Source organism: Streptomyces violascens, assembly GCF_014649955.1.
In the GTDB taxonomy this organism is placed as follows: Bacteria; Actinomycetota; Actinomycetes; order Streptomycetales; family Streptomycetaceae; genus Streptomyces; species Streptomyces violascens.
Map to the genome: position 1 here is coordinate 21,993 of NZ_BMUA01000012.1, position 23,611 is coordinate 45,603.

General features: G+C 71.4%; 23 protein-coding genes. 12 read left to right on the forward strand and 11 right to left on the reverse strand.

Annotation, left to right across the window (positions count from 1 at the left end; genetic code table 11):
• Positions 1-78 precede the first annotated feature (78 nt).
• The 5 genes from pstS to mshD all read right to left on the reverse strand — a co-directional run bounded on the left by pstS (position 79) and on the right by mshD (position 6,347).
• A complete protein-coding gene (gene pstS, locus IE206_RS22985; protein WP_189965000.1) occupies positions 79-1,218 on the reverse strand; it encodes a phosphate ABC transporter substrate-binding protein PstS in 1,140 nt (379 codons plus the stop codon).
• A gap of 283 nt (positions 1,219-1,501) precedes the next feature.
• The gene (locus tag IE206_RS22990) at positions 1,502-1,930 is read right to left on the reverse strand and encodes an NUDIX hydrolase (protein ID WP_189965002.1); all 429 of its coding nucleotides are present in this window, start codon (positions 1,928-1,930) and stop codon (positions 1,502-1,504) included.
• Positions 1,927-2,934 (reverse strand): CHAD domain-containing protein, encoded by a 1,008-nt coding sequence (locus tag IE206_RS22995; RefSeq protein WP_189965004.1) that lies wholly within the window; start codon positions 2,932-2,934, stop codon positions 1,927-1,929. Before IE206_RS22995 ends, IE206_RS22990 begins: the two co-directional genes overlap by 4 nt.
• Complete coding sequence (locus tag IE206_RS23000; protein WP_189965006.1) at positions 2,921-5,146, reverse strand: RNA degradosome polyphosphate kinase; 2,226 nt, start codon at positions 5,144-5,146, stop codon at positions 2,921-2,923. Before IE206_RS23000 ends, IE206_RS22995 begins: the two co-directional genes overlap by 14 nt.
• Positions 5,147-5,423: 277 nt before the next feature.
• Positions 5,424-6,347, reverse strand: coding sequence for a mycothiol synthase (gene mshD, locus IE206_RS23005; protein WP_189965008.1), 924 nt, complete (start codon positions 6,345-6,347; stop codon positions 5,424-5,426).
• A gap of 242 nt (positions 6,348-6,589) precedes the next feature.
• Here mshD and IE206_RS23010 point away from each other — a divergent pair, with 242 nt between their 5' ends.
• Positions 6,590-8,407: a bifunctional metallophosphatase/5'-nucleotidase gene (locus tag IE206_RS23010; protein ID WP_189965010.1), complete on the forward strand. Its 1,818-nt coding sequence runs from the start codon at positions 6,590-6,592 to the stop codon at positions 8,405-8,407.
• A 439-nt stretch (positions 8,408-8,846) separates the two neighbouring features.
• On the opposite strand, the gene IE206_RS23015 is transcribed toward IE206_RS23010, so the two are convergent.
• The 5 genes from IE206_RS23015 to IE206_RS23035 all read right to left on the reverse strand — a co-directional run bounded on the left by IE206_RS23015 (position 8,847) and on the right by IE206_RS23035 (position 14,410).
• Entirely contained in the window at positions 8,847-10,244 is a 1,398-nt protein-coding gene (locus IE206_RS23015; protein WP_189965328.1) for a sensor histidine kinase, read from the reverse strand.
• A 26-nt stretch (positions 10,245-10,270) separates the two neighbouring features.
• Positions 10,271-11,002: a response regulator transcription factor gene (locus IE206_RS23020; protein ID WP_189965012.1), complete on the reverse strand. Its 732-nt coding sequence runs from the start codon at positions 11,000-11,002 to the stop codon at positions 10,271-10,273.
• A gap of 161 nt (positions 11,003-11,163) precedes the next feature.
• Entirely contained in the window at positions 11,164-12,405 is a 1,242-nt protein-coding gene (locus IE206_RS23025) for a S1C family serine protease (protein WP_189965013.1), read from the reverse strand.
• A gap of 111 nt (positions 12,406-12,516) precedes the next feature.
• A complete protein-coding gene (locus tag IE206_RS23030; protein WP_053729012.1) occupies positions 12,517-13,539 on the reverse strand; it encodes a LacI family DNA-binding transcriptional regulator in 1,023 nt (340 codons plus the stop codon).
• Positions 13,540-13,642: 103 nt separating this feature from the next.
• A complete protein-coding gene (locus IE206_RS23035) occupies positions 13,643-14,410 on the reverse strand; it encodes a response regulator transcription factor (RefSeq protein ID WP_189965015.1) in 768 nt (255 codons plus the stop codon).
• Positions 14,411-14,684: 274 nt separating this feature from the next.
• Between IE206_RS23035 and IE206_RS23040 the strand changes: the two genes are divergently transcribed.
• The 8 genes from IE206_RS23040 to IE206_RS23070 all read left to right on the forward strand — a co-directional run bounded on the left by IE206_RS23040 (position 14,685) and on the right by IE206_RS23070 (position 20,361).
• Positions 14,685-15,503: an alpha/beta hydrolase gene (locus IE206_RS23040; RefSeq protein WP_189965017.1), complete on the forward strand. Its 819-nt coding sequence runs from the start codon at positions 14,685-14,687 to the stop codon at positions 15,501-15,503.
• A gap of 6 nt (positions 15,504-15,509) precedes the next feature.
• A complete protein-coding gene (locus tag IE206_RS23045; protein WP_399492097.1) occupies positions 15,510-15,791 on the forward strand; it encodes a MoaD/ThiS family protein in 282 nt (93 codons plus the stop codon).
• A gap of 10 nt (positions 15,792-15,801) precedes the next feature.
• Positions 15,802-17,073: a hypothetical protein gene (locus IE206_RS23050; RefSeq protein ID WP_189965019.1), complete on the forward strand. Its 1,272-nt coding sequence runs from the start codon at positions 15,802-15,804 to the stop codon at positions 17,071-17,073.
• Positions 17,074-17,199: 126 nt separating this feature from the next.
• Positions 17,200-17,949, forward strand: coding sequence for an LmeA family phospholipid-binding protein (locus IE206_RS23055; RefSeq protein WP_189965022.1), 750 nt, complete (start codon positions 17,200-17,202; stop codon positions 17,947-17,949).
• A gap of 579 nt (positions 17,950-18,528) precedes the next feature.
• Complete coding sequence (locus IE206_RS43600; RefSeq protein WP_350751515.1) at positions 18,529-18,609, forward strand: Ms5788A family Cys-rich leader peptide; 81 nt, start codon at positions 18,529-18,531, stop codon at positions 18,607-18,609.
• A gap of 160 nt (positions 18,610-18,769) precedes the next feature.
• A complete protein-coding gene (locus IE206_RS23060) occupies positions 18,770-19,615 on the forward strand; it encodes a sulfurtransferase (protein WP_189965024.1) in 846 nt (281 codons plus the stop codon).
• Positions 19,616-19,657: 42 nt separating this feature from the next.
• Entirely contained in the window at positions 19,658-19,945 is a 288-nt protein-coding gene (locus IE206_RS23065; protein WP_030362227.1) for a DUF1416 domain-containing protein, read from the forward strand.
• Positions 19,946-20,100: 155 nt separating this feature from the next.
• Positions 20,101-20,361, forward strand: coding sequence for a DUF3099 domain-containing protein (locus IE206_RS23070; RefSeq protein WP_189965026.1), 261 nt, complete (start codon positions 20,101-20,103; stop codon positions 20,359-20,361).
• Positions 20,362-20,398: 37 nt separating this feature from the next.
• On the opposite strand, the gene IE206_RS23075 is transcribed toward IE206_RS23070, so the two are convergent.
• A complete protein-coding gene (locus IE206_RS23075; protein WP_053729005.1) occupies positions 20,399-20,767 on the reverse strand; it encodes a DsrE family protein in 369 nt (122 codons plus the stop codon).
• Positions 20,768-20,944: 177 nt separating this feature from the next.
• On the opposite strand from IE206_RS23075, the gene IE206_RS23080 reads away from it, so the two are divergent.
• Genes IE206_RS23080 through IE206_RS23090 form a run of 3 tightly spaced genes read left to right on the forward strand, consistent with a single transcriptional unit; the run spans position 20,945 to position 23,420 of the window.
• On the forward strand, positions 20,945-21,739 hold the full coding sequence (locus IE206_RS23080; RefSeq protein ID WP_189965028.1) for a hypothetical protein: 795 nt from the start codon (positions 20,945-20,947) through the stop codon (positions 21,737-21,739).
• A complete protein-coding gene (locus IE206_RS23085) occupies positions 21,736-22,527 on the forward strand; it encodes a hypothetical protein (RefSeq protein WP_189965030.1) in 792 nt (263 codons plus the stop codon). The genes IE206_RS23080 and IE206_RS23085 overlap by 4 nt, the downstream gene beginning before the upstream one ends.
• Positions 22,524-23,420 carry a hypothetical protein gene (locus tag IE206_RS23090; protein ID WP_226598967.1) on the forward strand — a complete coding sequence of 299 codons (897 nt, stop codon included), beginning with the start codon at positions 22,524-22,526 and terminating at the stop codon, positions 23,418-23,420. Before IE206_RS23085 ends, IE206_RS23090 begins: the two co-directional genes overlap by 4 nt.
• The last annotated feature ends 191 nt before the right edge of the window (positions 23,421-23,611 follow it).

The window sequence follows — 23,611 nt, forward strand, 5'->3', positions numbered from 1 at the left end:
GGTGTGCGGCGGGGACCGGATAGGGGTCCCGCCCCACGCGAGCCGCCGGGTCTTCGGCCCGGCGGCTCAACTGTCGTTCTACTGGAGCGAGTTGATGGTCTCGACGACCTTGGCGTTGATCTCGGACGGGATCGGCGCGTAGCTGGCGTCGGTGAGCAGCTTCTGCCCGTCGGCGCTCGCGGCGTAGGAGAGGAAGGACTTGACCGCGGGGAGGGTGGCGGCCTTGTTGCCCTTGTCGCAGGCGACCTCGTAGGTCACGAGGACGATCGGGTAGGCGTTGTCGGCCTTGGTCGCGTAGTCCAGCTTCAGCGACAGGTCCTTGCCGGTGCCGGCGATCTTCGCGGCGGCGATGGCGGTGGAGGCGTTCGCGGAGCTGGCCTTGACCGGGGCGGAGGCGCCGGTGTTGATGTCCACGGTCTTGATCGACTGGGACGAGGCGTAGGAGAGCTCGAAGTAGCCGATGGCGCCGTTGGTCTGCTTGACCTGGGCGGCGACGCCGGCGGAGCCGGAGGCGGCCTGGCCGCCGGGGGCGGCCCACTTCTTGGCGGGCGCGTACGTCCAGTCGGCCTTCGCCGTGGCGCTGAGGTACTTGGTGAGGTTCTCGGTGGTGCCGGAGTCCTCGGAGCGGTGGAAGGCCTGGATCGCCAGGTCCGGGAGCTTGGCGCCCGGGTTCAGCTTGGCGATGGCCTCGTCGTTCCACTTGGTGATCTTGCCGCTGAAGATCTTGGCGAGGGACGGGGCGTCCAGGACGAGGCTGTCGACGCCCTCGACGTGGAAGCCGATCGCGATCGGGCCGCCGACCATCGGCAGGTTGATGCCCTGGCCGCCGGTGCAGACCTTCTTGGAGTCCGCGACCTGCTCGGGCTTGAGCGGCGAGTCGGAGCCCGCGAAGGCGACCGTGCCCTGGGTGAAGGCGACGATGCCCTCGCCCGAGGAGGAGGACTTGTAGTTGATCTGCGCGTCCTTGCAGGCCGCCATGTAGTTCTTGACCCAGAGGTCCATGGCGTTCTTCTGCGCCGAGGAGCCGGAGGCCAGGACCTGGCCCTTGGCACCGTCGCACTTCACGTTGGAGGGGGCCCCGGAGGTCGTGCCGCCGGTCCCGCCCGTGGTCCCGCCGCTGTTGTTGTCGCTGCCGCACGCCGTGAGGGCCAGGGCGCTGGACACGGCGATGACGCCGAGGGCGGTGGCGCGGAGCCGGTTCTTGCGCTGAAGCTTCACTTTCGGGTGTTCCTTCCGGGAGCCGCCGGTTTCCGTCCGTTGTACGGCGGCGTGCGTGGTTGGGCGGTGAGGGCGGGGTGCCGTGCACCGTGTAACGCCGAAATTAGGCAGAACAGGTGAAGTGGTCGGCGGGGGAGAGTTAACGGAAGGTGAACCGTGGCAGGCAGTGCGGTGCCGACCGTTACCGGTTCGTGTTCAGCAGGCATACGGAACCGGTTCTGCGCCCCGGGCGCGCCTCCCTTCAGGCGCGCTTCGGGCGGAATCCCGGGTTCGGGCCGCAGCATCAGGCGGAGTGCAGCGCGTCGAGCAGCGCCAGGAGCAGCTGGCGGTCGCGGGGCTGGGTGAGGCGGTGGTGGGCGGCCGCAGGGGGCAGCCAGAGCAGCCGGTCGACCTCGGAGTTCGCGGTGAACCGGCCCTCGCCCGCCTCGGCGGCCCAGTACTCGACCCGCTTGGGCCGGCCCAGGTGGTCCGTGTACTGCACGGTGGGCAGCGCGGCACCGGGCGTGCACCGGTACCCGGTCTCCTCCAGTACCTCGCGCAGCGCACCCGCGAGAGCCGCTTCGCCCCGCTTCAGCTTGCCCTTGGGGTGCGACCAGTCGTCGTACTTCGGGCGGTGGACGAGGCAGACCTCTGTCCCGTCGTCCCCCCACGGGGAGCGGCGCCACAGCACGCACCCCGCGGCGAGGACGGTCCCGTCGGGGGCGGTGCTCATGGCGCGGCCGTGGCCGCCGGCGGTGCCGCTGTCACCGCCACCGGCTGCCAGACCCGCTGGAAGGCGAAGCGGGCCGCCTCCACGTCGTGCCGCTGGTCGGCATGGAGCACGCCGAGCGCGTACGCCGTGGCCGGCGCGATCCGGGGCGTGCGGGCCGCGGCCGACGCGGCCGACGCGGCCTCGGCCGCGTCCCGGTGCCGGTCGAGGGCCCGCCCCGCGGCAATCAGGCGCTCGGGGGAATCCTGCTCGCCGAGCCCGTGGTGCAGCACTTCCTGGGCGTACCGGTGCAGCCGGAGCAGCAGGCGCACCTGGTGCCACGGGCTGTCCTGGGACTCGCTCTCCTGGACCAGGGCCTCCGCGTTGTACGGATGGGCGGCCCGGGCGAGCGGCAGCGCGGCCACCGCCCGGTCGAGCCGTCCCTCGGCCTCCAGGGCCGCGGGCGTGAGCACCTCGCAGGCGTGGGCGGCGGCCGCCGACGCCAGCGGCACCTCACTGGCCAGCAGCGCGACCGCGTCCGCCACCGCGTGGAAGCGGGACGAGCCGAGCGCCTGGAGCGCCGCCGAGTGGGCCCGCGTGCGGGCCAGGGTCAGCTGCCGCTCCAGGAGCGCGCCGGCCCGGGCGGCGCCCACCGTGAGGGTGCCCGCGTCGCCGCGCGGCGCCGGAACCCCGGGACCGGACAGCCGGTGCAGCGCGTCCAGGAGCCGGGTGAGCCGGGCCGAGCAGGAGTGCTCGCCCGCCAACGTGCCCGACAGCCAGGCCAGTTCGGCCCGCAGCCGGTCGGCCCACTCCGGGTCGAGCAGCGGGCGGAAGGTGTGCAGGGTGCCGCTGATGCGGCGGGCCGCCGCGCGCAGGGCGCGGGCCGCCTCCTCGCTGGAGTGGTTGTCGGGCCCCGCCTCGCGGTGGAGGCGGAGGCTGCGCAGGAATTCCCCCGCCTGCGCGTGGAGATAGGGGGCAAGGACCTCGCCCGCCAGCTCCTGTCCGGCGATGTTCTCAGGGCGTTGCACGCCGGCGCCTCCGGGCGTCTATCAGCATCTCCTGTACGTTCCGCAGCGGCTGTCCCTCGGCATCGGTCGCGTGCCGGTTCCAGTTCCCGTCGGCGCCCAGGTGCCAGGACGACGTGGTGTCCGACATCCCGGTCTCCAGGAGCCGGCTCAGGGCCGCGCGGTGGGCCGGGTCGGCGACCCGGACCAGTGCCTCGATACGTCGGTCGAGGTTGCGGTGCATCATGTCGGCGCTGCCGAACCAGACTTCGGGCTCGCCGCCGTTCCCGAAGGCGAAGACCCGCGAGTGCTCAAGGAAGCGGCCGAGGATCGAGCGGACCCGGATGTTCTCCGAGAGCCCGGCCACGCCCGGCCGTATCGCGCAGATGCCGCGCACCCAGATGTCGACGGGCACGCCGGCCTGGGAGGCCCGGTAGCAGGCGTCGATCACGGCCTCGTCGACCATCGAGTTGACCTTGATGCGGACGTAGGCGGGGCGCCCGGCGTGCTGGTGGGCGATCTCCTTGTTGATCCGCGAAATCAGGCCGTCCCGAAGGGACTTGGGGGCGACGAGCAGACGCCGGTAGGTCTCGCGGCGCGAATATCCGGACAGCCGGTTGAAGAGGTCCGAGAGGTCCGCGCCGACCTGCGGGTCGGCGGTGAGCAGCCCCAGGTCCTCGTACAGGCGGGCCGTCTTCGGGTGGTAGTTGCCGGTCCCGACGTGGCTGTAGCGGCGCAGCGTCTCGCCCTCCTGGCGCACCACGAGGGAGAGCTTGCAGTGCGTCTTGAGGCCGACGAGCCCGTACACCACGTGGCAGCCGGACTCCTCCAGCTTGCGCGCCCACTTGATGTTGGCCTGCTCGTCGAAGCGCGCCTTGATCTCGACCAGGACGAGGACCTGCTTGCCCGACTCGGCCGCGTCTATCAAAGCGTCCACGATCGGCGAGTCGCCCGAAGTCCGGTACAGCGTCTGCTTGATGGCCAGCACGTCCGGGTCGGAGGCGGCCTGTTCCAGGAAGGCCTGCACCGAGGTGGAGAACGAGTCGTACGGGTGGTGCAGGAGTACGTCGCGTTCGCGCAGCGCCGCGAAGATGTCGGGCGCGGAGGCGGATTCGACCTCGGCGAGGTCGCGGTGGGTGCCCGCGACGAACTTGGGGAACTTCAGCTCCGGCCGGTCGAGCGCGGAGATCCCGAACAGGCCGGTCAGGTCGAGCGGGCCCGGCAGCGGGTAGACCTCGGCGTCCGAGATCTTCAACTCCCGTACCAGCAGGTCGAGTACGTACGGATCGATGGACTCCTCGACCTCCAGGCGCACCGGCGGGCCGAAGCGGCGCCGCATGAGCTCCTTCTCCAAGGCCTGGAGCAGGTTCTCGGCGTCGTCCTCCTCGACTTCGAGGTCCTCGTTGCGCGTCACCCGGAACATGTGGTGCGCGAGCACCTCCATGCCGGGGAACAGCTCCTCCAGGTGCGCCGCGATGACGTCCTCAAGGGGCACGTAGCGCTGCGGCGAGGCCTCCAGGAAGCGCGAGAGCAGCGGCGGCACCTTCACGCGCGCGAAGTGGCGGTGGCCCGAGACCGGGTTGCGCACCACCACGGCGAGGTTGAGCGAGAGCCCCGAGATGTACGGGAAGGGGTGCGCGGGGTCGACGGCCAGCGGGGTGAGGACCGGGAAGATCTGCTGGCGGAACAGGGTGAAGAGGCGGGCCTGCTCCTTCTCCGTGAGCTCCGGCCATCGGATCAGGTGGATGCCCTCGTCGGCCAGGGCCGGGGCGACGTCCTGCTGGTAGCAGGCGGCGTGCCGGGCCATGAGCTCGCGCGAGCGGGTCCAGATCAGGTCGAGGACCTCGCGCGGCTGGAGGCCGGAGGCGGAGCGGGTGGCGACGCCGGTGGCGATGCGGCGCTTGAGTCCGGCGACCCGGACCATGAAGAACTCGTCCAGGTTCGAGGCGAAGATCGCCAGGAAGTTCGCCCGTTCGAGGAGCGGGGTCGCCGGGTCCTCGGCGAGCTCCAGGACGCGCTCGTTGAACGCGAGCCAGCTGCGTTCGCGGTCCAGGAAGCGGCCCGAGGGGAGCTCGTCGCCCTCGCTGTCGTCCTCGTAGCCGTCCAGGTCGGCATCGATGTCCGGCTCAAGATCGGAGACGGCGGCCGCGAGCGTGTGCGGCCGGTGCGCGGCTATGGAGCCGACGGACGGCTGGGCGGGCTGGAGCGGGACCTCGGCGCTGGGCTGCTGGCTCATGTCCCCATTGTTCCGCGCGTCGGGGGTGTCCAGCGCGTCGGAGAGGGCGGGAGTGAGTGCCCGGGGGGATCTCGTGGGGGGAACTGTTCCGTTCCGGGTGGCGGGCGCCGGCGGCTTCATTACGCGAGCGTCGCAAGCGTGTCTGAATGGCTGGTTACGAGGACATGACGTGCGGGCCACCGAACCCCGGCCCCCGGGCGTCGCCCAGGGGGCCGGTCCGCGGGGCGCGGCCACCAGAATGCGGCGGCCGGCCCGTCCGGGCAAGGGGGGCGGGAGGTCAGGACTCCGCGCGGTACATCAGGTCCACCTCGTGGGTGGTGAAGCCGAGGCGCTCGTAGACCGTGACCGCCGCGGTGTTGTCGGCGTCGACGTACAGCATCGCGGTGGGCAGGCCCTCGGCCGCCAGGTGGCGCAGACCCGTCGCGGTGAGCGCCTTGCCGAGGCCGCCGCCCTGGGCGTCCGGCCGGATCCCGACGACGTACACCTCGCCGAGCCGCTCCTCGGCGTGCACCTTCGTCCAGTGGAACCCGACGATCTCGCCGGCGCGCTCCGCGAGGAAGAAGCCCTTGGGGTCGAACCAGGGCTCGGCCTTGCGGTCGTCGAGGTCGCGCTGGGTGAGCGAGCCCTGCTCGGGGTGGTGCGCGAAGGCCGCCGCGTTCACCGCGAGCCAGGCCGCGTCGTCCTCGCCGGGCGTGAAGGTGCGCACGGTGACGCCCTCGGGCCAGACCGGCTCGGCGATGTCGAGCGGGCTCAACGGGCGCCGCAGCTGGCGCAGTTCGCGGAACAGGGTCAGGCCGAGGACCTGGGCGAGGTGGCGGGCCGCCGAGTGGCCGCCGTGCGCCCACACCCGCAGCCGCTTGCCGGTCGCGCCGAGCAGCGCGCTGCCCAGCGCCCGGCCGTGCCCGTGGCCGCGGTGCGCGGGGTGCACGACGAGCTCGGCGGCGGGCGCCTCGACCGGGTCGGTGTCCTCCAGCTGGGCGTACCCGGTGAGCACATCGCCCACGGTCAGCAGAAAATGCCGCACGCCCTCGCGCCGGCCCCCGCGCAGCTGGAGCCGCCCCTGCTCGGAGACGGCCTGCTGCCCGTCGCTGCGGGCGGCGTCGGCGATGAGGTCGAGGACGGCCTGCGCCTGCGAGTGACCGAGCTCGTCGAGCGTCTGGATCTCGCGGGAGGACGGGGTGGGGACGGCTGCGTCTGTCATGTCTACGAGGGTACGGCGGAGGGCCTCGCGGACGGGGCCGGGTGAGGGAGGCGGGTCGTCCACGCGCCGTATGCGAATCCGCCCGCACGGGATCGGTCTCCGGCGCGCAGTCAATCGGTCTTCGGCCCGTACGTGATCAACGGCAACCAGCTCGTAACCCGCCACCCCCTGTTGCGCTACGCGCGTTGACCTTAGGCTGCGCCGGGACTTCACCGGAAACTCACAGGGGACCAACAGAACACATGCCAGCGAAACCCCACATGAAGCGTGCCGCCACACGAATGTGGGCGGGGGCCGCCGGACTTGCCACCGTCGGGGCGCTCGTCGCCGCGATGCCCGCCGACGCGCACGACCACGGGCGCCACCCGAAGCCGGACCGCACCGTCGACGTACAGCTGCTCTCCTTCAACGACCTGCACGGCAACCTGGAGCCCCCGGCCGGCTCCGCGGGCGCGGTGACGGAGCGTCAGTCGGACGGGACCACCAAGTCCGTGCCGGCTGGCGGCATGGAGTACCTCGCCACCTCGCTGCGCACCGCGCGCCAGGGCCACCCGTACTCGATCACCGCGGCCGGCGGCGACATGATCGGCGCGAGCCCGCTGCTCTCCGGGCTCTTCCACGACGAGCCGACCATCGAGGCGCTCAACAAGCTCAAGCTGGACGTCACGGCCGTCGGCAACCACGAGTTCGACGAGGGTGCCACCGAGCTCGCCCGCATGCAGAACGGCGGCTGCCACCCCACCGAGGGCTGCTACGAGAAGGGCAAGAAGTTCCGCGGCGCGGACTTCCCCTACCTCGCGGCCAATGTGACCAGCGAGAAGACCGGCAAGCCGATCCTCAAGCCGTACACGGTCTGGCAGAAGAACGGCGTCAAGATCGGCTTCATCGGCGTGACGCTCGAAGGCACCCCGAACGTCGTCACCGCGGCCGGAGTCAAGGGCCTCAAGTTCGCCGACGAGATCGAGACGATCAACAAGTACGCCAAGGAACTGGACCGGCAGGGCGTCAAGTCCATCGTCGCGCTGATCCACGAGGGCGGCATGCCGTCCAGCAACGCGTACAACGACAGCTGCGACAGCCAGGGCCCCGGCAGCGGGATCTCGGGCCCCATCGTCGACATAGCCAAGGGCATCACGCCCAAGGTCGACGCGCTGATCACCGGCCACACCCACCAGGCGTACGTCTGCACCATCCCGGACCCGGCGGGCAACCCGCGCATGGTCACCTCGGCGGCGTCGTTCGGCAAGCTGTACACGGACACGACGCTGACGTACGACCGGCGTACGAATGACATCATCCGTACGGCGGTGAAGCCGCAGCAGTCGCCGAAGTCGGCGAACCACATCGTCAGCCGCAACCAGCCGAAGGCCGCGGACATGTCCCAACTGATCGCCCGCTGGGGCAAGTTGGCGGCCCCGATCGCGAGCCGTCCGCAGGGGTACATCTCGGCGGACATCAACGGCCGCGGCTCGGAGGATCCGGAGAAGCCCCTGGGCGACCTGATCGCGGACGCGCAATTGGCAGGTCTCTCCGCCCCCGACAAGGGCGGCGCGCAGATAGCCCTGATGAACCCGGGCGGCATCCGCTCGGACCTGGTGTACAAGGCGTCCGGCAGTGAGGGCGACGGCGTGGTGACCTACGGCGAGGCGTTCACGGTCCAGCCGTTCACCAACATGATGAACGTGGTCGACCTGACCGGGGCGCAGCTGATCACCGCGCTCCAGCAGCAGGTCAGCGGGCCGAACGCGGCCGACCCGAAGATCCTCCAGGTGTCGAAGGGCCTGACGTACACGCTGGACATGACGAAGTCGGGGGCGGCGCGGGTGCTCGTGGACACGGTGAAGCTGAACGGGGCCGCGATCGACCCCGCGAAGACGTACCGGGTCGCGATGAACGAGTTCCTGGCGGGCGGGGGTGACGGGTTCCCGGCGCTGGTGGGCAAGAACAAGCTGGTCGGGGCGTCCGACCTCGACGTCTTCGACGCGTACCTGGCGGCGAACTCCTCGGCGTCCGCGCCGATGGCTCCGCCGGTGCGGGGTCGGATCACGGTCGTCAAGTAGCGCTTGCCCGCGGGCGGTTGAGGGGCGGCGGGGCTTTGCGGGCCCACCGCCCCTCGTGTCTTTCCGGCGCTCCGTGCCGGGGGCTTCGTCCGCGGGCCCGGTGGGGGCTTGTCGCGCAGTTCCCCGCGCCCCTTCGCAGGATGCGGCGAGGGCCCCCGGGGCTGCGCCCCGAACCCACGACAGCCGTCAGCCTGCGGGCCGTGCGTGGCTGGTCGCGCAGTTCCCCGCGCCCCTAGCGGGGTTGTCCCTAGCAGCGTCGATCCTGACCGGCATCGGCATCTTCAGCCCGTCCGGCGTTTGAGGACGAGCGCCCTTAAGGCGCGAACGGGGTCTGGGGCGGAGCCCCAGGAAAACCGGCTTCACTTCTCCCCAACCCCCGGAGGGTTTCGGGAAGGGGTGGGGTGGGGCCTTCCGGGGTCTGGGGCGGAGCCTCAGGGTGCTATGGGGTCTCCGGGGGTGGGGTCGGGGCGCCCGGCAGGGTGATGGTTGCCAGGGTGCCGCCCGACGGAGGGGCGGTCAGGGTCACCTCGCCGCCGGCGTGTTGCACCGTACGGGCCACGATGGACAGGCCGAGACCCGAGCCGGGCAGCGCCCGCGCGGAAGGGGAGCGCCAGAAGCGTTCGAAGACGTGCGGGAGGTCCTCGGCGGGAATGCCGGGGCCCTGGTCGCGGACCGTCAGGACGCCCCGGTCGAGGGCCACCGTGACCGTCCCCCGCGGCGGACTGAACTTCACCGCGTTGTCCAGTACGTTCACCACCGCCCGCTGCAACGCCGCCGGCTCGGCCCGCACGTACCAGGGCGCCAGCTGCGCCGTGATCGTCAGCTCCGGCCCGCGCAGCCGCGCCCGGTCGAGGGCGACCCGCGTGATGTCGTGCAGGCCGACCACCTCCAGCGGGCCCTCCCGGACCGCGTCCGGACGCGACAGCTCCTGCAGGTCCCCGATGAGGGAGGCAAGTTCGGACATCTGCGCCGTCACCGACGCCATCAGAGCCTTGCGGTCGGCGGGCGGAATGGCCCGCCCGGTCTCATCGCTCCGGGCGAGCAGCTCGATGTTCGTACGCAGCGAGGTGAGTGGCGTACGCAGCTCGTGCCCGGCGTCCGCGATGAGCTGCGCCTGCCGGTCCCGGGAGGAGGCGAGAGCGGCGGTCATCGCGTTGAAGGAGAGGGAGAGGCGGGCGATCTCGTCCTCGCCCTCGACCGGGATGCGTACGGTCAGGTCCTCGGTGCGGGCGACGTGTTCGACCGCGCCGGTCAGCTTGTCCACGGGCTTCAGGCCGGTCCGCGCGACCCAGAGGCCGGCGGCTCCCGCGCCCACTACGCCGATCCCGGCGAGGCCGAGAAGGATGAGGGCCAGCTGGTTGAGCGGTTTGGTCACCTCTGCCATCGGCACGGCGATGGAGATGGCGACGCGTTCCCGCGCGAGACCGGCCCGGATGTCGGCGGACTGGGTGAACACCCGGCGCTCCACGCCGGAGCTGTCGGTCGTGGTGTGCATGGCCTTGCTTCGGAGGCCATCGGCCACCTGAACGTCCGAGTGCTGTACGGGCAGTTGGGCGGACTTGGGATTGGCGCACACCGAACCGTCGGAGTACACGACCTGGGTGAGAGGGGTGTTGCCGGGGAGCGGGATGGGCCGGGGGTTCGGAGCGCTGCAGTTCTGGATCAGGCTGATGGCGTAGTCGTTGCTGGCACTGCTCAGGCTTTCGGCGCTCAGCCGGTTGTCCAGCTGGCTGGTCAGCACTCCTCGCGTGAGGAACCAGCACGCCACCGCCAGCGCCGCCACCGCCACCGCCACCGCCGTGGCCACCAGCATCGCCAGGCGGGACCGCAGCGGCATCGCGCGGTAGCGGCCGAGCAGACGGTTCACTCCGCGCCGCCAGGCCGGAGCGCGTACCCCACGCCCCGCACCGTGTGCACGAGGCGCGGCTCGCCGCCCGCCTCCGTCTTGCGGCGCAGGTACATGACGTACACGTCGAGGGAGTTGGACGACGGCTCGAAGTCGAAGCCCCAGACCGCCTTGAGGATCTGCTCGCGGGTCAGCACCTGCCGGGGGTGGGCCAGGAACATCTCCAGGAGGGTGAACTCGGTGCGGGTCAGCTCCACGACCCGGGTGCCTCGGGTGACCTCGCGGGTGGAAAGGTCCATCCTCAGGTCCGCGAAGGTGAGGACGTTCCCGGCGTCCTGGTCGGCCGCGCCCGCGTCGGCCGCGTACGAGCTGCGGCGCAGCAACGCCCGGATGCGGGCGAAGAGTTCGTCGAGCTCGAAGGGCTTGACCAGGTAGTCGTCGGCGCCCGCGTCGAGCCCGGTGACGCGGTCGCCGACCGTGTCGCGCGCGGTCAGCATCAGGATGGGCGTGGTGGAGCCGGCCGCGCGAAGGCGGCGGGCCGCGGTGAGCCCGTCCATCCTCGGCATCTGGATGTCCAGGACGATCAGCTCGGGCCGGTACGCCTCCGCCTTCGCGAGGGCGTCGAGGCCGTCGACGGCGACCTCTGTGCCGTATCCCTCGAAGGCGAGACTGCGCTGCAGCGCTTCGCGGACGGCGGGCTCGTCGTCGACGATCAGGATGCGCTGCGGGTCGTCCTCGGCGGGGCTCATGAGCGGGTTCCTTCTTCTGCGTCGTGCGGCTCGGTGAACATCAGCCTCGCATGCGGACGGTGCTGCGCGGGGCGGCTAGGGTCTGTCCGGCGGATGGGCGTGCCGGGGCCGCGCGTCCCGGACGAGATCCGCCGGACAGGCCCTGACTGCCCCGGCGCGGATCAGTAGCTGCCGCCGAAGCCGCCGGAGTTGCTGCCGCCCTGGCTGTTGCCGCCGCCGGTGTCGGCGCCGCCGCTGCCACCGCCGCGCAGGCTCGCGAGGTCGGACTTGACGGTGTTGATCGGGATGGCGAAGCCGAGCCCGACACTGCCGGCCGACGAACCGCTCGCGGCGCTCGAACTCGGTGAGTACATCGCGGAGTTGATGCCGATGATGTTGCCGTTCATGTCGATGAGCGCGCCGCCGGAGTTGCCCGGGTTGAGCGAGGCGTCGGTCTGGAGCGCCTTGTACGTGGTCTTCGAGGAGCCGGTGTCGCCGTTGAACTGCTGCCCGCCGAACTCGAACGGCCAGCCGCCGTTCCCGCGCCCCTGACCCTGCCCTTGGCCCTGGTTGCCCTGCTCCTTGGCGACGGTGACGTCGCGGTCGAGGGCGGAGACGATGCCGGAGGTGACGGTGCCGGTGAGGCCCTCGGGGGAGCCGATGGCGACGACCTGGTCGCCGACCGCGATCTTGCTGGAGTCGCCGAGGACGGCGGGCTTGAGGCCGCTCGCCTCATTCAGCTTGATCAGCGCGAGGTCCTTGTCGGGGTCGGTGCCGACGACCTTCGCGGTGTACGTCTTGCCGTTGCTGAGCTTCACCTTGATCGAGGTCGAGCCCGCGATGACGTGGTTGTTGGTGATGATCTGGCCGTCGGCCGTGATGATCACGCCCGCGCCGGTCGACTCGCCCGAGCCGGACGTCGCGTTGATCTCGACGATGCTCGGCATGACGGCCTTGGCGACGCCCGAGACCGTGCCGTTGGTGTTGTTGGAGGCGTTGGTGCCGCTGACCCCGGAGCTGACGGTGGAGCTGTCGTTGCCGACGTAGTGCTCGACGAGGCTCGCGGTGCCGCCGCCTATGGCCGCCGCGATGATGGCCACGGCCGCGAGGAGCCCGACCGGACGCTTGGCCCGCCGGGGCCGGGGGGCGCCCGCCTCGCCGCCGGCGAGGTGCGCGCCGCCGTCGTCGCCCCCGCCGCCGTGGAACCCGGCCTCGGGGTGGGCGGCCGCGCTGCCCGGCCACACCGTGGTGCCGGGGCCGGTGGTCACCGGGGTGGCCGGCTGGTACGGGGGCGGCGGGGGGTAGGCGGCCGCGTAGGCCTCGGCCTCTCGCCGCGCGTCGTCCTTGGCTCGCTGCCAGGACTCATCAGAGTGATTCGGCTGCTGCTCGGGGTACTCGCCGCTGTGGCGGGGGCTCTCGGTCATGTCTATGACCATCGCGAGCATTCATGAGAGCAGTCTGAGGACCGCGTAAGAAGCCCGGCAGAACCGTGTTTGCCCGAAATAAAGGCGCCTCGGCGCCCGGCAGTTGCGCGGCTATCCGCAGCCGCAGGAGCGGCGTACGACGAGCCGCGAGGGGAACTGCTTCAGGCGCTCCCGGCGCGAGCCCGCCACCCGCAGCCCGTCGTCCAGGACCAGATCGACGGCGGCCCGCGCCATCGCGGGCCGGTCGGAGGCGATCGTGGTCAGCGGCGGATCGGTGAGGGCCGCCTCCTTGACGTCGTCGAAGCCCGCCACGGCGAGCTCGCCCGGCACGTCGATGCGCAGCTCGCGGGCGGCCCGCAGCACGCCGATCGCCTGGTCGTCGGTCGCGCAGAAGATGGCCGGCGGCCGCTGGGGCCCGGCGAGGATCTCCAGGGCCACCTTGTAGGCGTCGTACCGGTTGTACGGGGCCTGGAAGAGGCGGCCTTCGAGGGAGCGGCCGGACTCCAGCATGGCCCGGCGCCAGCCCTCGACGTGGTCGGCCACCGGGTCGCCGACGGCCGGGGTCGACTCGATCCCGCCGAGGCAGGCGACGTACTCATGACCGTGTTCGAGCAGGTGGCGGGTGGCGAGCTGGGCGCCGCCGATGTCGTCGGTGACGACCGCGACGTCGTCGATCGCCTCGGGCCGCTCGTGAAGGAGCACCACGCGGGCGTCCCAGGCGTCGATCTCGGCCGCGGCCCGCTCGCTCGGGCCCTGGCTGACCAGGATGAGCCCGGCGACCCGCATGCCGAGGAAGGCCCGCAGGTAGTGCACCTCGCGGTCGTCGATGTAGTCGGAGTTGCCGACCAGGACCATTTTTCCGCGCTCGGAGGCGGCCTGTTCGACGGCGTGCGCCATCTCCGCGAAGAACGGCTGGCGCGCGTCCGGGACGATCATTCCTATGAGGTCGGTGCGCCGCGACGCCATTGCCTGGGCGACCCGGTCCGGCCGGTACCCCAGCTCCTTGATCGCGGCGAGGACACGCTCGCGCGTGGCCGGGGCGACCGGCCGGGGTCCGTTGTTGATGACGTAACTGACGACGGCGGTCGAAGTACCCGCAAGTCGTGCCACGTCGTCCCGCGTCACCTTGGCCACGCGCGGCAGTCTACGCGGGGTGACCCGCCTCTGGGCAGGGCATATCGCAGGTCGTACCCCATGCGTGATCTGCCGTTCGGGTTACCCCGCCGGGGAACGCGATCTACCGCCTCTGGGAGCGGGCCGCCGCTTCCTTCGTCTCGGCGGTGGCCGCGTCGACGACCGCCTTCGCCTTGGCGTCCTCGGCGGAGCGCTCGGGCTTCTCGGGCGTCACGAAGCGGTAGCCGACGTTGCGGACGGTTCCGATCAGCGACTCGTGCTCGGGGCCGAGCTTGGCCCGCAGCCGCCGTACGTGGACGTCGACCGTGCGGGTGCCTCCGAAGTAGTCGTAGCCCCAGACCTCCTGGAGCAGCTGGGCGCGGGTGAACACCCGGCCCGGGTGCTGGGCGAGGTACTTGAGCAGTTCGAACTCCTTGAAGGTGAGGTCGAGGACCCGCCCCTTCAGCTTCGCGCTGTACGTCGCCTCGTCCACCGTGAGGTCGCCGTTGCGGATCTCCGTGGGGGAGTCGTCCGAGGTGGCCTGCGCCCGGCCGGTGGCGAGCCGCAGCCGGGCCTCGACCTCGGCGGGACCCGCGGTGTCGAGCAGGACGTCGTCGATGCCCCAGTCGGCGGTGACGGCGGCCAGACCGCCCTCGGTCACGACCAGGATCAGCGGGCAGCCGGGGCCCGTGGAGCGCAGGAGCTGGCACAGCGACCGCACGTGCGGCAGGTCGCGGCGGCCGTCGATCAGGATGACGTCGGCACCAGGGGTGTCGACGAGGGCCGGGCCCTCGGCGGGGGCCACCCGCACACTGTGCAGAAGCAGGCCGAGAGCGGGGAGCACCTCCGTCGACGGCTGAAGTGCATTGGTCAGGAGCAGCAAGGAGCTCATCGCACCTCACCTGCCCCGGTGGTCGGCTTCGTATCGTGCACGGTTCGCTCGCCCATAACGTCGGTTCCTCCTCGGTCCCTGCGGAGGGGATCCCCCCTGCTCGTCAAGAGCTCGGGGGCGTTGCGGCACTGCTTCGTACTGTGGTGCTGCTCAAGGGCCTACCCGCAGACCCTTTGTGTGAGCGTTTGTTCACCCGTCCGTAACAACGACCGGGAAACACAAAAGGACCCGGGGGCTTCGGTGCCCGGATCCTCTGCCAAGGAGAATAGCCCACATGAATGCCGGGGCAGAGGGCCGATTTCACACTTCAGCTGTTTCCTCGATCACTCCTGGACCTCGGCGCGCAACCCTGTGTACGTCCGACGGTGTCCGTATCGAGGCGGTTTACGAACCGTGGGTGAAGGGCGCCTGCGACACCGCGATCGTGGTCGCGCACGGGTTCACCGGATCGGCCGACCGGCCCGCCGTACGAAGGGCAGCGGGCGTGTTCGCGCAGTACGCGGCCGTGATCACTTTTTCGTTCCGCGGCCACGGGAAGTCCGGCGGCCGCTCGACCGTCGGCGACCGCGAGGTGCTCGATCTCGCGGCGGCCGTCGAGTGGGCGAGATCACTCGGGTACGAACGGGTGGTGACGGTCGGCTTCTCTATGGGCGGCTCCGTGGTGCTGCGGCACGCGGCGACGTACCGGGGGAGCGCGCGGGGGCGCACGGAAGCAGTGGCGGCGGTCAGCGCACCCGCCCGCTGGTACTACCGGGGCACGGCTCCGATGCGCCGGGTGCACTGGCTCATCACCCGGCCCGCCGGGCGCCTGGTGGGCCGCTTCGGCTTCGCGACGCGCATCCACTCCGAGGACTGGGACCCGGTGCCGCTCTCGCCCGTCGAGGCGGTCCCGCTGATCGCGCCGACCCCGCTGCTCGTGGTGCACGGCGACCGCGACCCGTACTTCCCGGTGGACCACCCGCGCATGCTGGCGGCCGCCGGACCTGCGCAGTTGTGGCTGGAGCCCGGCATGGGGCACGCCGAGAACGCGGCCGGCGAGGAACTGCTCGGGCGGATCGCGGGCTGGCTGACCGCCGCGCGGCCCGCCGCGTAGCCCATCATGGAGGGCGACGAAAGGAGCCTCACCATGGCAGCGGGAACCATCCGCTTCTGGGCCGCGGCCAAGTCCGCCGCCGGTGTCGGCGAGGAGCCGTACGCCGCCGGGACGCTGGCCGAAGCCCTCGACGCGGTGCGCGAACGGCACCCCGGAGAGCTCACGCGCGTACTTCAGCGGTGTTCCTTCCTGGTCGACGGTGACCCCGTCGGGAAGCGGAACCATGAGACCGTACGCCTTGCCGAGGGCGGCACGGTCGAGGTGCTCCCGCCGTTCGCAGGAGGGTGACCCACACGTCATGAGCGAGCAGTACCCGTATCAGCAGCAGCCCCAGTACGACCAGTACGGGCAGCCCGTGCAGCCGCAGCCGCCGTTCCCGTACGAGCCGTACCAGGACCAGCAGAAGTACACGCAGACCTGGGAGGGGCAGACCTGGGACACCCAGTACCAGCCCACGATCCCGCCCGGGACCGCGCAGCCCCCGGCGGAGCCCGCGCCGCACCGGGGGCGCCACGCGCAGGTCGCGCCCGGGCAGCCCTGGCAGGAGAGCGCGCCGGGGACGCCTTACGCGGCGGACACGGCGTACCTGCCGCCGCAGAACGCGGCGCACAACGGTGCGGGGACGACGTCCGTGCCGCTGCCGCCGGAAGTGCCGATGACGTCCGGGCCGGCCGCGGCGCCGGTGTACGAACCGGCCGCGGCCCCCACCCACGTTTCCGTCCCTGTACCGGGTCCCGCTCACGCTTCGGCGTCGGCTTCCGCTTCCGGTGGGGGCCCGGCGTACAACTCGCCGACGACCGTCGGCAACGCGCGGATCACCGATGCCCAGCGGGCCCGCGCGGAGGGGCGTTCGCCGATCATCGCGCCCGGGATGCAGCCCGCAGCGCTCACCGCCGTACTGGGCCTGCTCCTCGCGGTGGCGGCGCCCGTGGGCCCGTACGCGCTGGCCGTACCGCTCGTCGCGCTCCAGGCGGTGACGGCGGCGGGCTGGTTCCGGCTGAACGGGATGTGGCCGGCCCGGCAGGGCATCGCGCTCGCCTTCGCGGGCGGCCTCGCGGCCGACGTCGCCCTGCTCGCGCTCGGCCGTGAGCACGCGCCCGCCGCGATCCTGGGCACGCTCGGGGTGTGGGTGCTGCTCACGCTCGTACTCCAGCTGCGCTCGCACGCCGACCCCGACGAGCGGATGTACGGCCTGATGGCGACGGTCGCCTCGGCGGCGCTCGCGATCCTGGCCGGCGGGTACCTCGCGGCGCCGCCGCACGCGGTGTCCGTGGGTGCGGCCGCCGTGGCCGTCGCGGCCCTCGCGCGGGCGCTGCCGCTGCCGTCGGCCGCCTCCGGGGTGGTCGCGCTGCTCGCGGCGGCGGGCGTGGGGATCGCGGTGGGCGGTCTGACCGGCATCGGCGGGGGCGGCGCGCTGCTCGGCCTCGCGGCCGGGGGCTGCGCGCTGATCGGCCTGCGGGTCGCCTCGTACGACTACCCGTCCCGGTTCGTCCACATGACGGCGGGCGTGGCCCTGCCGCTCACCGCGGCCGTTCCTGTGCTGTATCTCATCGGGCGGGCCGTGGCGTAGGGAACCGCGGCTAGGCTCGCGATCGTCGTTCCGGAGGATTGATCACGAACAGGAGGATCGATCAACCGGAGTTTCTGATCAAAGGGTCGATGGCCGGCTGGTGGCCGACCGGTGGGGACGTAGGCAATGCGCGCACTGCGAATACTTTTGATCATCGCGATCGTTCTGGGCGGCATCTTCGTCGCGGTGGACCGCATCGCGGTGAACATCGCCGAGTCCAAGACGGCCGACAAGATCAAGAGCAGTCAGCGGCTCAGCTCGACCCCTGACGTCGACATCAAGGGTTTCCCCTTCCTGACCCAGGTGCTCGGCAAGGAGCTCGACGAGGTCGACGTCTCGCTGTCCGGGGTCACCGCAACGGCGGGGGGCCACTCGGTCAACGTCACCGAGGTCACGGCCGAGCTGTACGCGGTGAAGACCGACAGCTCGTTCTCGTCGGCGGTGGCGGGGAGGGCCGACGGGGCGGCGCAGATCTCGTACGCCGATCTGTCGAAGGCCGCGCCCAAGGGGGCGACGGTCGGGTACGCGGGGGCCGAGCGGGCGGCGAAGGGCCAGGTCAAGGTGACCGGCCCGCTCACGGACCTCCTGGAGGGGCAGGGTGTTGTACTGCCCGCCTCCATCAAGGCGCTGCTCCAGGGGCGGACGGTGTCGGCGTACAGCACGGTGAGCCTGAACGGGGCGGGGTCGGTGCAGCTTCGGGCGGAGTCGCTGCCGAAGCTGCCGGTGCCGGGGTTCGACCAGCGGCTGCGCAAGGCGGTCGACTACGACCTGAAGATTGACGGAATGCCGTCGAGCATCAAGCTGAACAAGGTGACGGCGACGGAGTCGGGCCTCCGCTTCTCGGGCGAGGGCACGAACGTCCGCCTGGCGGGCTGACCCCGGCCCACCCGTGCAAGGGGTTGGTGAGGTCGAGCCCTGGGGCTCCGCCCCAGACCCCGGAAGGCCCCACCCCACCCCTTCCCGAAACCCTCCGGGGGTTGGGGAGAAGTGAAGCCGGTTTTCCCGGGGCTCCGCCCCAGACCCCGTTCGCGCCTGAAGGGCGCTCGTCCTCAAACGCCGGACGGGCTGAAATGCTCCGATGCGGGCCAGCACCGACCCCGCTAGGGGTGCGGGGAACTGCGCGAGCAACCGCGCACCGTCCGCGGCACGGGGACGGAGTCCCCGCAGGGGGGGGCTGGGGCGTAGCCCCAGGGCTCAGGCCATCCGACACGCTGCGCGGGTGGGTGGGCAAACTCCCAGGGGGCCGGGGCGCAGCCCCGCGCAACCCTCAGCCCGCCCGCCCGCTCGCATCGTGAGACACCCCCGTCCGCAGGGCAGAAACCGCCCCGGGGGCCACCACCCCGAAGGGGAGCGGGGCCACCCCGCACCCCATTCCGTATCAGTATGCGGATGATCGTGTCTCAGTATGCGACACACCGGTGACACGCCCCGGTTTGCCTCCCTACGATCGGACGCATGAAGCGACAGGCGGACCTCACGAAGCGGCGGGCAGTAGACCTGTGCCGCGTCGCCGCCATGCTCTGTCGCCCCTTCTGAGCGGGACGCTCAACTCCCGCATTCCCCGGGCCCTTTGGCCGAGAGCGACCGCAATCGAGTCGCCCGGATCAGGGCCACCCCGTGCCGCCCGTCGCGCGCCCCGGACGCGTACCCGCACACCTGCACCGCCCCCCGCAGACTGCCCCGGAGGAGAAACAACATGAGCCGCAGCGACGTCCTGGTAGACGCCGACTGGGTCGAGGCCCACATCGAGGACCCGAAGGTCGCCATCGTCGAGGTCGACGAGGACACCTCGGCGTACGAGAAGAACCACATCAAGAACGCGATCCGGATCGACTGGACCAAGGACCTCCAGGACCCGGTCCGCCGCGACTTCATCGACCAGGAAGGGTTCGAGGCCCTCCTCTCCGCCAAGGGGATCGCCAACGACACCACCGTCGTCCTCTACGGCGGCAACAACAACTGGTTCGCCTCGTACGCCTTCTGGTACTTCAAGCTCTACGGCCACCAGGACGTCAAGCTCCTCGACGGCGGCCGCAAGAAGTGGGAGCTCGACTCCCGCGACCTCGTGGACGGCGACCAGATCCCCAGCCGCCCGGCCACGCAGTACAAGGCCAAGCCGCAGGACGCCTCGATCCGCGCCTTCCGTGACGACGTCGTGAACGCGATCGGCACCAAGAACCTCGTCGACGTGCGCTCGCCCGACGAGTTCTCCGGCAAGCTGCTCGCCCCGGCCCACCTCCCGCAGGAGCAGTCGCAGCGCCCGGGCCACGTCCCGTCCGCCCGCAACATCCCGTGGTCGAAGAACGCCAACGACGACGGCACCTTCAAGTCGGACGACGAGCTCAAGGCCCTCTACGAGGCCGAGCAGGTCGACCTCGCCAAGGACACCATCGCCTACTGCCGCATCGGCGAGCGCTCCGCCCTGACCTGGTTCGTGCTGCACGAGCTGCTCGGCCAGACCAACGTCAAGAACTACGACGGCTCGTGGACCGAGTACGGCTCCCTCGTCGGTGTGCCGATCGAGCTCGGCGCCAACAAGTAACCCCCCGGAACCTCCCTTCCGTAAACCCCTCAGGAGACCCACATGTGTGGAGCGAAGGCCGGCGGGCCCGATGCCTCGACGATCAAGCCCGGTGAGACCACCATCCAGGGCCAGGTGACCCGCGACGGCGAGCCCGTCACCGGTTACGTGCGCCTGCTCGACTCGACCGGCGAGTTCACGGCCGAGGTCCCGACCTCGGCCACCGGACAGTTCCGCTTCTACGCGGCCGAGGGCACGTGGACCGTGCGCGCCCTGGTGCCGGGCGGCAGCGCGGACCGTACGGTCGTCGCCCAGACCGGTGGCCTCGCCGAGGTCGCCATCGCCGTCTGACCGACGGCACACCGCAGTACCGGCCGGAGGGCCGCACCCTGGGGGTTGGACGCCTTGGAATGGGGTGCGGCCCTCCGTGCCGTTCGCCTGTACGTCCAGGGGCGCGGTCGGCCCGTGGCGTTTCGGGTCCGGCTCCGCGGTCGTACGCTGGATTCATGTTGGCCCGGCGCCGGCGCGGCTATTTCTGGATGATGGGCGGCTGCATCCTGCTCTTCGTGTCCGCCTGGGGTTTCGTGCGCCTGTGGTCGGTCCCGGTGGCGGTGGGCATGTGCGTCGTCGCCATGGTCATCCCGCCGATCGCCGCGATGGTCGCCAACCGGCGCGGCCCCGACGACCGCTGGTGGGACGACCCCTCCGGCGACCCGAAGTCGGATGAGTGGTGGGACGAGCTGGACGGCAAGAAGCCCCGCCAGTGACCCTTCGGACGCCCTTCGGACGCCCTCGATGCGGGAGCTAGTACACGAGCGCCTGCACGCCGTCCCCCATGATCTCCTGCACGAAGACCTGCGCACCCGCAATCCGCACGCCTTCCAGGACGTCCTTCTCCGTGATGTCCCGGCGCGTCGCGCACTGCGTGCACAGCGTGATCCGCCCGCCCGCGCCCTGGATCGACTCGATCAGGTCGGGCAGCGGCGCGGCATGGGGGAGTGAGAACTCCGCGGCCCGGCCCGGCAGGGCGAACCAGGACGATTCGCCCGTCAGCCAGAGCGAGACCTCCACCCCGCTGGCCGCCGCCACCGCCGCGACGGTGAAGGCCTGCGAACACCGCTCGGGCGCCTCGGCGCCGGCGGTCACCTTGATCACGAGCTTGTTGTTCGGCATATGCCGAACTGTAATCCGCGGCGCCACAACCTCCCCCCGCGGTGGTGGGTCTGCTGTGTGCCGCAGAGAAGGGAATCTGCGCTTCGAGGGCTGCCGCATCGGCGGCGAAATGCCCGCCAAGGCCCGTCGAGCCTGTTATGGACCGTCAAGTCCTGTGCAAGTCCTGTGGGGGGACACATGAGTTCAACCGAAGAGCCACCCGGTGCGAGTACCACCGAAGAGCCACTTGGTGCGGCCGGACCCGTACGGCCTCGCCGCCCCCGGGGCCGTACCGCGCTGATCGTCGCGGGCGCGGCCGCGCTCGGGGTCCTCGCGGGGACCGTCACCGGGTACGCCGTCCAGTACCAGCGCCCGCCCACCCCGCTGGGCCCGCTCGCGCAACAGGACCTCGCGGAGTCGAAGACCGCGCCCGCGGACAAGAACACGACGGCCCGCACCGTCTCGGCCAACCGCTGGGACGAGAAGTCCGACGGCGACCTGCGCCGCCTCCTCGTCGCGAAGCCGGACGCCGCGAAGTCCGAGGAGCAGCCCGCCTGGCAGGACCTGCTGCTCGCCTCGGCGGACTACGAGCCCCCCGACGAGGCGTTCCGGCAGTTCCTGCGCGACGGATTCAGGCGCAGCGCGACGACGTCCTGGTCCCTGGACGGCAAGGTGTACGTCACCGTCATGCTGACCCAGTTCCGCGACGACACCGCGGTCGTGTCCAGGGACTACGCCCGGCACCAGCAGGAGTACATGCCGGAGGAGGGCTACGCCGGCAACTACGGCAAGCCGATCCCGGGCAGCGACAACGGACACACCTACGTCTTCGACAAGCCGCACACCAAGGCCGGCTACGAGCCGCTCTACGAGGGCCGCGCCATGGCCTGGCGCAACGGCGTCTTCATGGTTATCCAGTACGAGAACAACTCGGGCCCCGTCTCGGAGCCGGCCCTCCAGACCCTGGCCAAGCAGCAGTTGGAGCGACTGTGACGACGAACGACGTCCACGATGAGCAGCCTGAGCCCGTTGCGTCCAACGCGGCCGAGGCTCCCGCTTCCACCCGCCCCCGCCCTCTCCTCCCCCTCGTGTCCGGCGCCGTCGCGCTCCTCGTGGTGGCCGGGGGCGGCGTCTGGGCCGTGGGGACGCTGGAGGACGCGCCCCGTACCGCCCCGACCGTCGTCCGGGCGGAGCCGAGCGGCGCCGCGACGGCCGCGCCCAAGGCCGGGGCCGCGCCCCGCGCCGGGCTCGGCGGCAGGCTGCTTCCGCTGCCGTCCGGCTATCAACTCGGCCCGGACATAGGCGAGTTCGGCAACGACTCGGTCCTCGGGGCCGCGCAGGCCGTCGCCATGCTGAAGGAGGGCGGCCGCGGTCTGCCGGCCGGTGAGCGGGAGAAGAACGACAAGGCCGTCGACACGCTGAAGGTCCAGGGCGTCGCCCTGCGGAGCTACACCGACAGCCACTTCGTCACCGAGATGCGGCTCTCGCAGATGCAGAACACCGCGGCGATCAAGGACCTGAACGCCTTCCAGGGCGAGTTCGCGCATGCCCTCAAGGCCCTCCGCGCGGGCCCGAAGATCGACGGCCACGCCAACGCGGTGTGCTTCCTGCTGCCCAAGGACGACAAGCTCAAGCTCGACGCGATGTTCTGCAACGGGTACGAGGGCGACGTCATGGTCAGCACGTACACCTACGCGGCCGCCCCGCTGGACACCGGCGCCGCGGCCGGGCTGCTGCGCAAGCAGCTCGACCTCATCAAGTCCCCCGGGGAGTCCGTGTGAGCGACCTGACCGACCAGAACACGGCCGAGGCCCCGCAGCAGCCCCCGGAGCCTGCGACCGCCGTGGCTCCGCCGCAGCCCGCCGAGCCCCCGGCTCCGCTGTCCGAGACCCCGCCCGCCGCGCCCAAGGACCGCCGCGTCCTGCGTGCCGCCCTCCGCTGGACCGCCGCCGTCGCCGTCTTCGGCGTGCTCGGCACCGGCATCGCGTACGGGATCACCGTGCCGGAGCGCACCGACGTGCCCGGGCTCTCCACCAAGAGCGACGGGCGCTGGGCCTACCCCAAGCTCGTGAAGCCCGCCCTGCCCGCCGGGGGCGCGCTGCCGTACGCCGCCGAGAATCCCGGGATGATCCACTACGCCGACCTGGAGCAGCTCCTGCTGCCCGCCCCGGCGGGATCGACGCCCGACCCGACGCTCAAGGGCGACAAGAGCCGGATCACCACCGACCGGTTCCTCCAGGAATTCGCCGGTGACAACCGCGTACCGAACATGCGCCAGGACCTGGCCCAGGGCGGGCTGCGTCAGATCGCGGCCCGCGGCTGGACCATGCCGGACGGCACCGCCACCCGTATCTACCTGGTGCGCTTCCACACCTCGGGGTACCAGAACGCGTTCACCACGCTGTACTTCTCCAACGCGGGCAGCGCCCCCAGAGTCCTGAAGGACATCGAGGGCGAGTCCGCGCTCGACGACGGCTACATCTCCGGCAACGGCATCCCGCACGTGCGGCACGACGTGTACGTGGAGTCCGCGCCGACCGGGCCCGTCCAGGTCCGGCACGCCTACATCGCGGCCGGTGACATCGTCGCCCTGGTCGTCCAGTCGAAAAAGGGCACGGCCGCCGCGGTCCCCTTCCACCAGACGGCCGTCCTCCAGGAGCAGCTCCTGGGCTGATCCCCCCGATCGCACGGGCGCGCCACCGGCGGCGTACCTCACAGAGAGGGCCGGCCCCCCCACCCATTAGGCTGGGGGCCGGCCCTGACCGCCCCTACACCCGCTCATGCGAGGAGCCCCCCGTGCTTGAGGCTGTTTTCTCCACCCTCCTTGTCCTGGTCTGCGTCGGCGTCCTCGCCTTCGCCGGGCTG

Bases quoted from the DNA above. Each gene is read 5' to 3' on its own strand.
- IE206_RS22990 (WP_189965002.1), bottom strand. From the start codon at position 1,930: ATGAGCACCGCCCCCGACGGGACCGTCCTCGCCGCGGGGTGCGTGCTG.
- IE206_RS23000 (WP_189965006.1), bottom strand. From the start codon at position 5,146: ATGAGCCAGCAGCCCAGCGCCGAGGTCCCGCTCCAGCCCGCCCAGCCG.
- mshD (WP_189965008.1), bottom strand. From the start codon at position 6,347: ATGACAGACGCAGCCGTCCCCACCCCGTCCTCCCGCGAGATCCAGACG.
- IE206_RS23010 (WP_189965010.1), top strand. From the start codon at position 6,590: ATGCCAGCGAAACCCCACATGAAGCGTGCCGCCACACGAATGTGGGCG.
- IE206_RS23015 (WP_189965328.1), bottom strand. From the start codon at position 10,244: ATGCCGCTGCGGTCCCGCCTGGCGATGCTGGTGGCCACGGCGGTGGCG.
- IE206_RS23020 (WP_189965012.1), bottom strand. From the start codon at position 11,002: ATGAGCCCCGCCGAGGACGACCCGCAGCGCATCCTGATCGTCGACGAC.
- IE206_RS23025 (WP_189965013.1), bottom strand. From the start codon at position 12,405: ATGACCGAGAGCCCCCGCCACAGCGGCGAGTACCCCGAGCAGCAGCCG.
- IE206_RS23035 (WP_189965015.1), bottom strand. From the start codon at position 14,410: ATGAGCTCCTTGCTGCTCCTGACCAATGCACTTCAGCCGTCGACGGAG.
- IE206_RS23040 (WP_189965017.1), top strand. From the start codon at position 14,685: ATGAATGCCGGGGCAGAGGGCCGATTTCACACTTCAGCTGTTTCCTCG.
- IE206_RS23045 (WP_399492097.1), top strand. From the start codon at position 15,510: ATGGAGGGCGACGAAAGGAGCCTCACCATGGCAGCGGGAACCATCCGC.
- IE206_RS23050 (WP_189965019.1), top strand. From the start codon at position 15,802: ATGAGCGAGCAGTACCCGTATCAGCAGCAGCCCCAGTACGACCAGTAC.
- IE206_RS23055 (WP_189965022.1), top strand. From the start codon at position 17,200: ATGCGCGCACTGCGAATACTTTTGATCATCGCGATCGTTCTGGGCGGC.
- IE206_RS43600 (WP_350751515.1), top strand. From the start codon at position 18,529: ATGAAGCGACAGGCGGACCTCACGAAGCGGCGGGCAGTAGACCTGTGC.
- IE206_RS23060 (WP_189965024.1), top strand. From the start codon at position 18,770: ATGAGCCGCAGCGACGTCCTGGTAGACGCCGACTGGGTCGAGGCCCAC.
- IE206_RS23065 (WP_030362227.1), top strand. From the start codon at position 19,658: ATGTGTGGAGCGAAGGCCGGCGGGCCCGATGCCTCGACGATCAAGCCC.
- IE206_RS23070 (WP_189965026.1), top strand. From the start codon at position 20,101: ATGTTGGCCCGGCGCCGGCGCGGCTATTTCTGGATGATGGGCGGCTGC.
- IE206_RS23075 (WP_053729005.1), bottom strand. From the start codon at position 20,767: ATGCCGAACAACAAGCTCGTGATCAAGGTGACCGCCGGCGCCGAGGCG.
- IE206_RS23080 (WP_189965028.1), top strand. From the start codon at position 20,945: ATGAGTTCAACCGAAGAGCCACCCGGTGCGAGTACCACCGAAGAGCCA.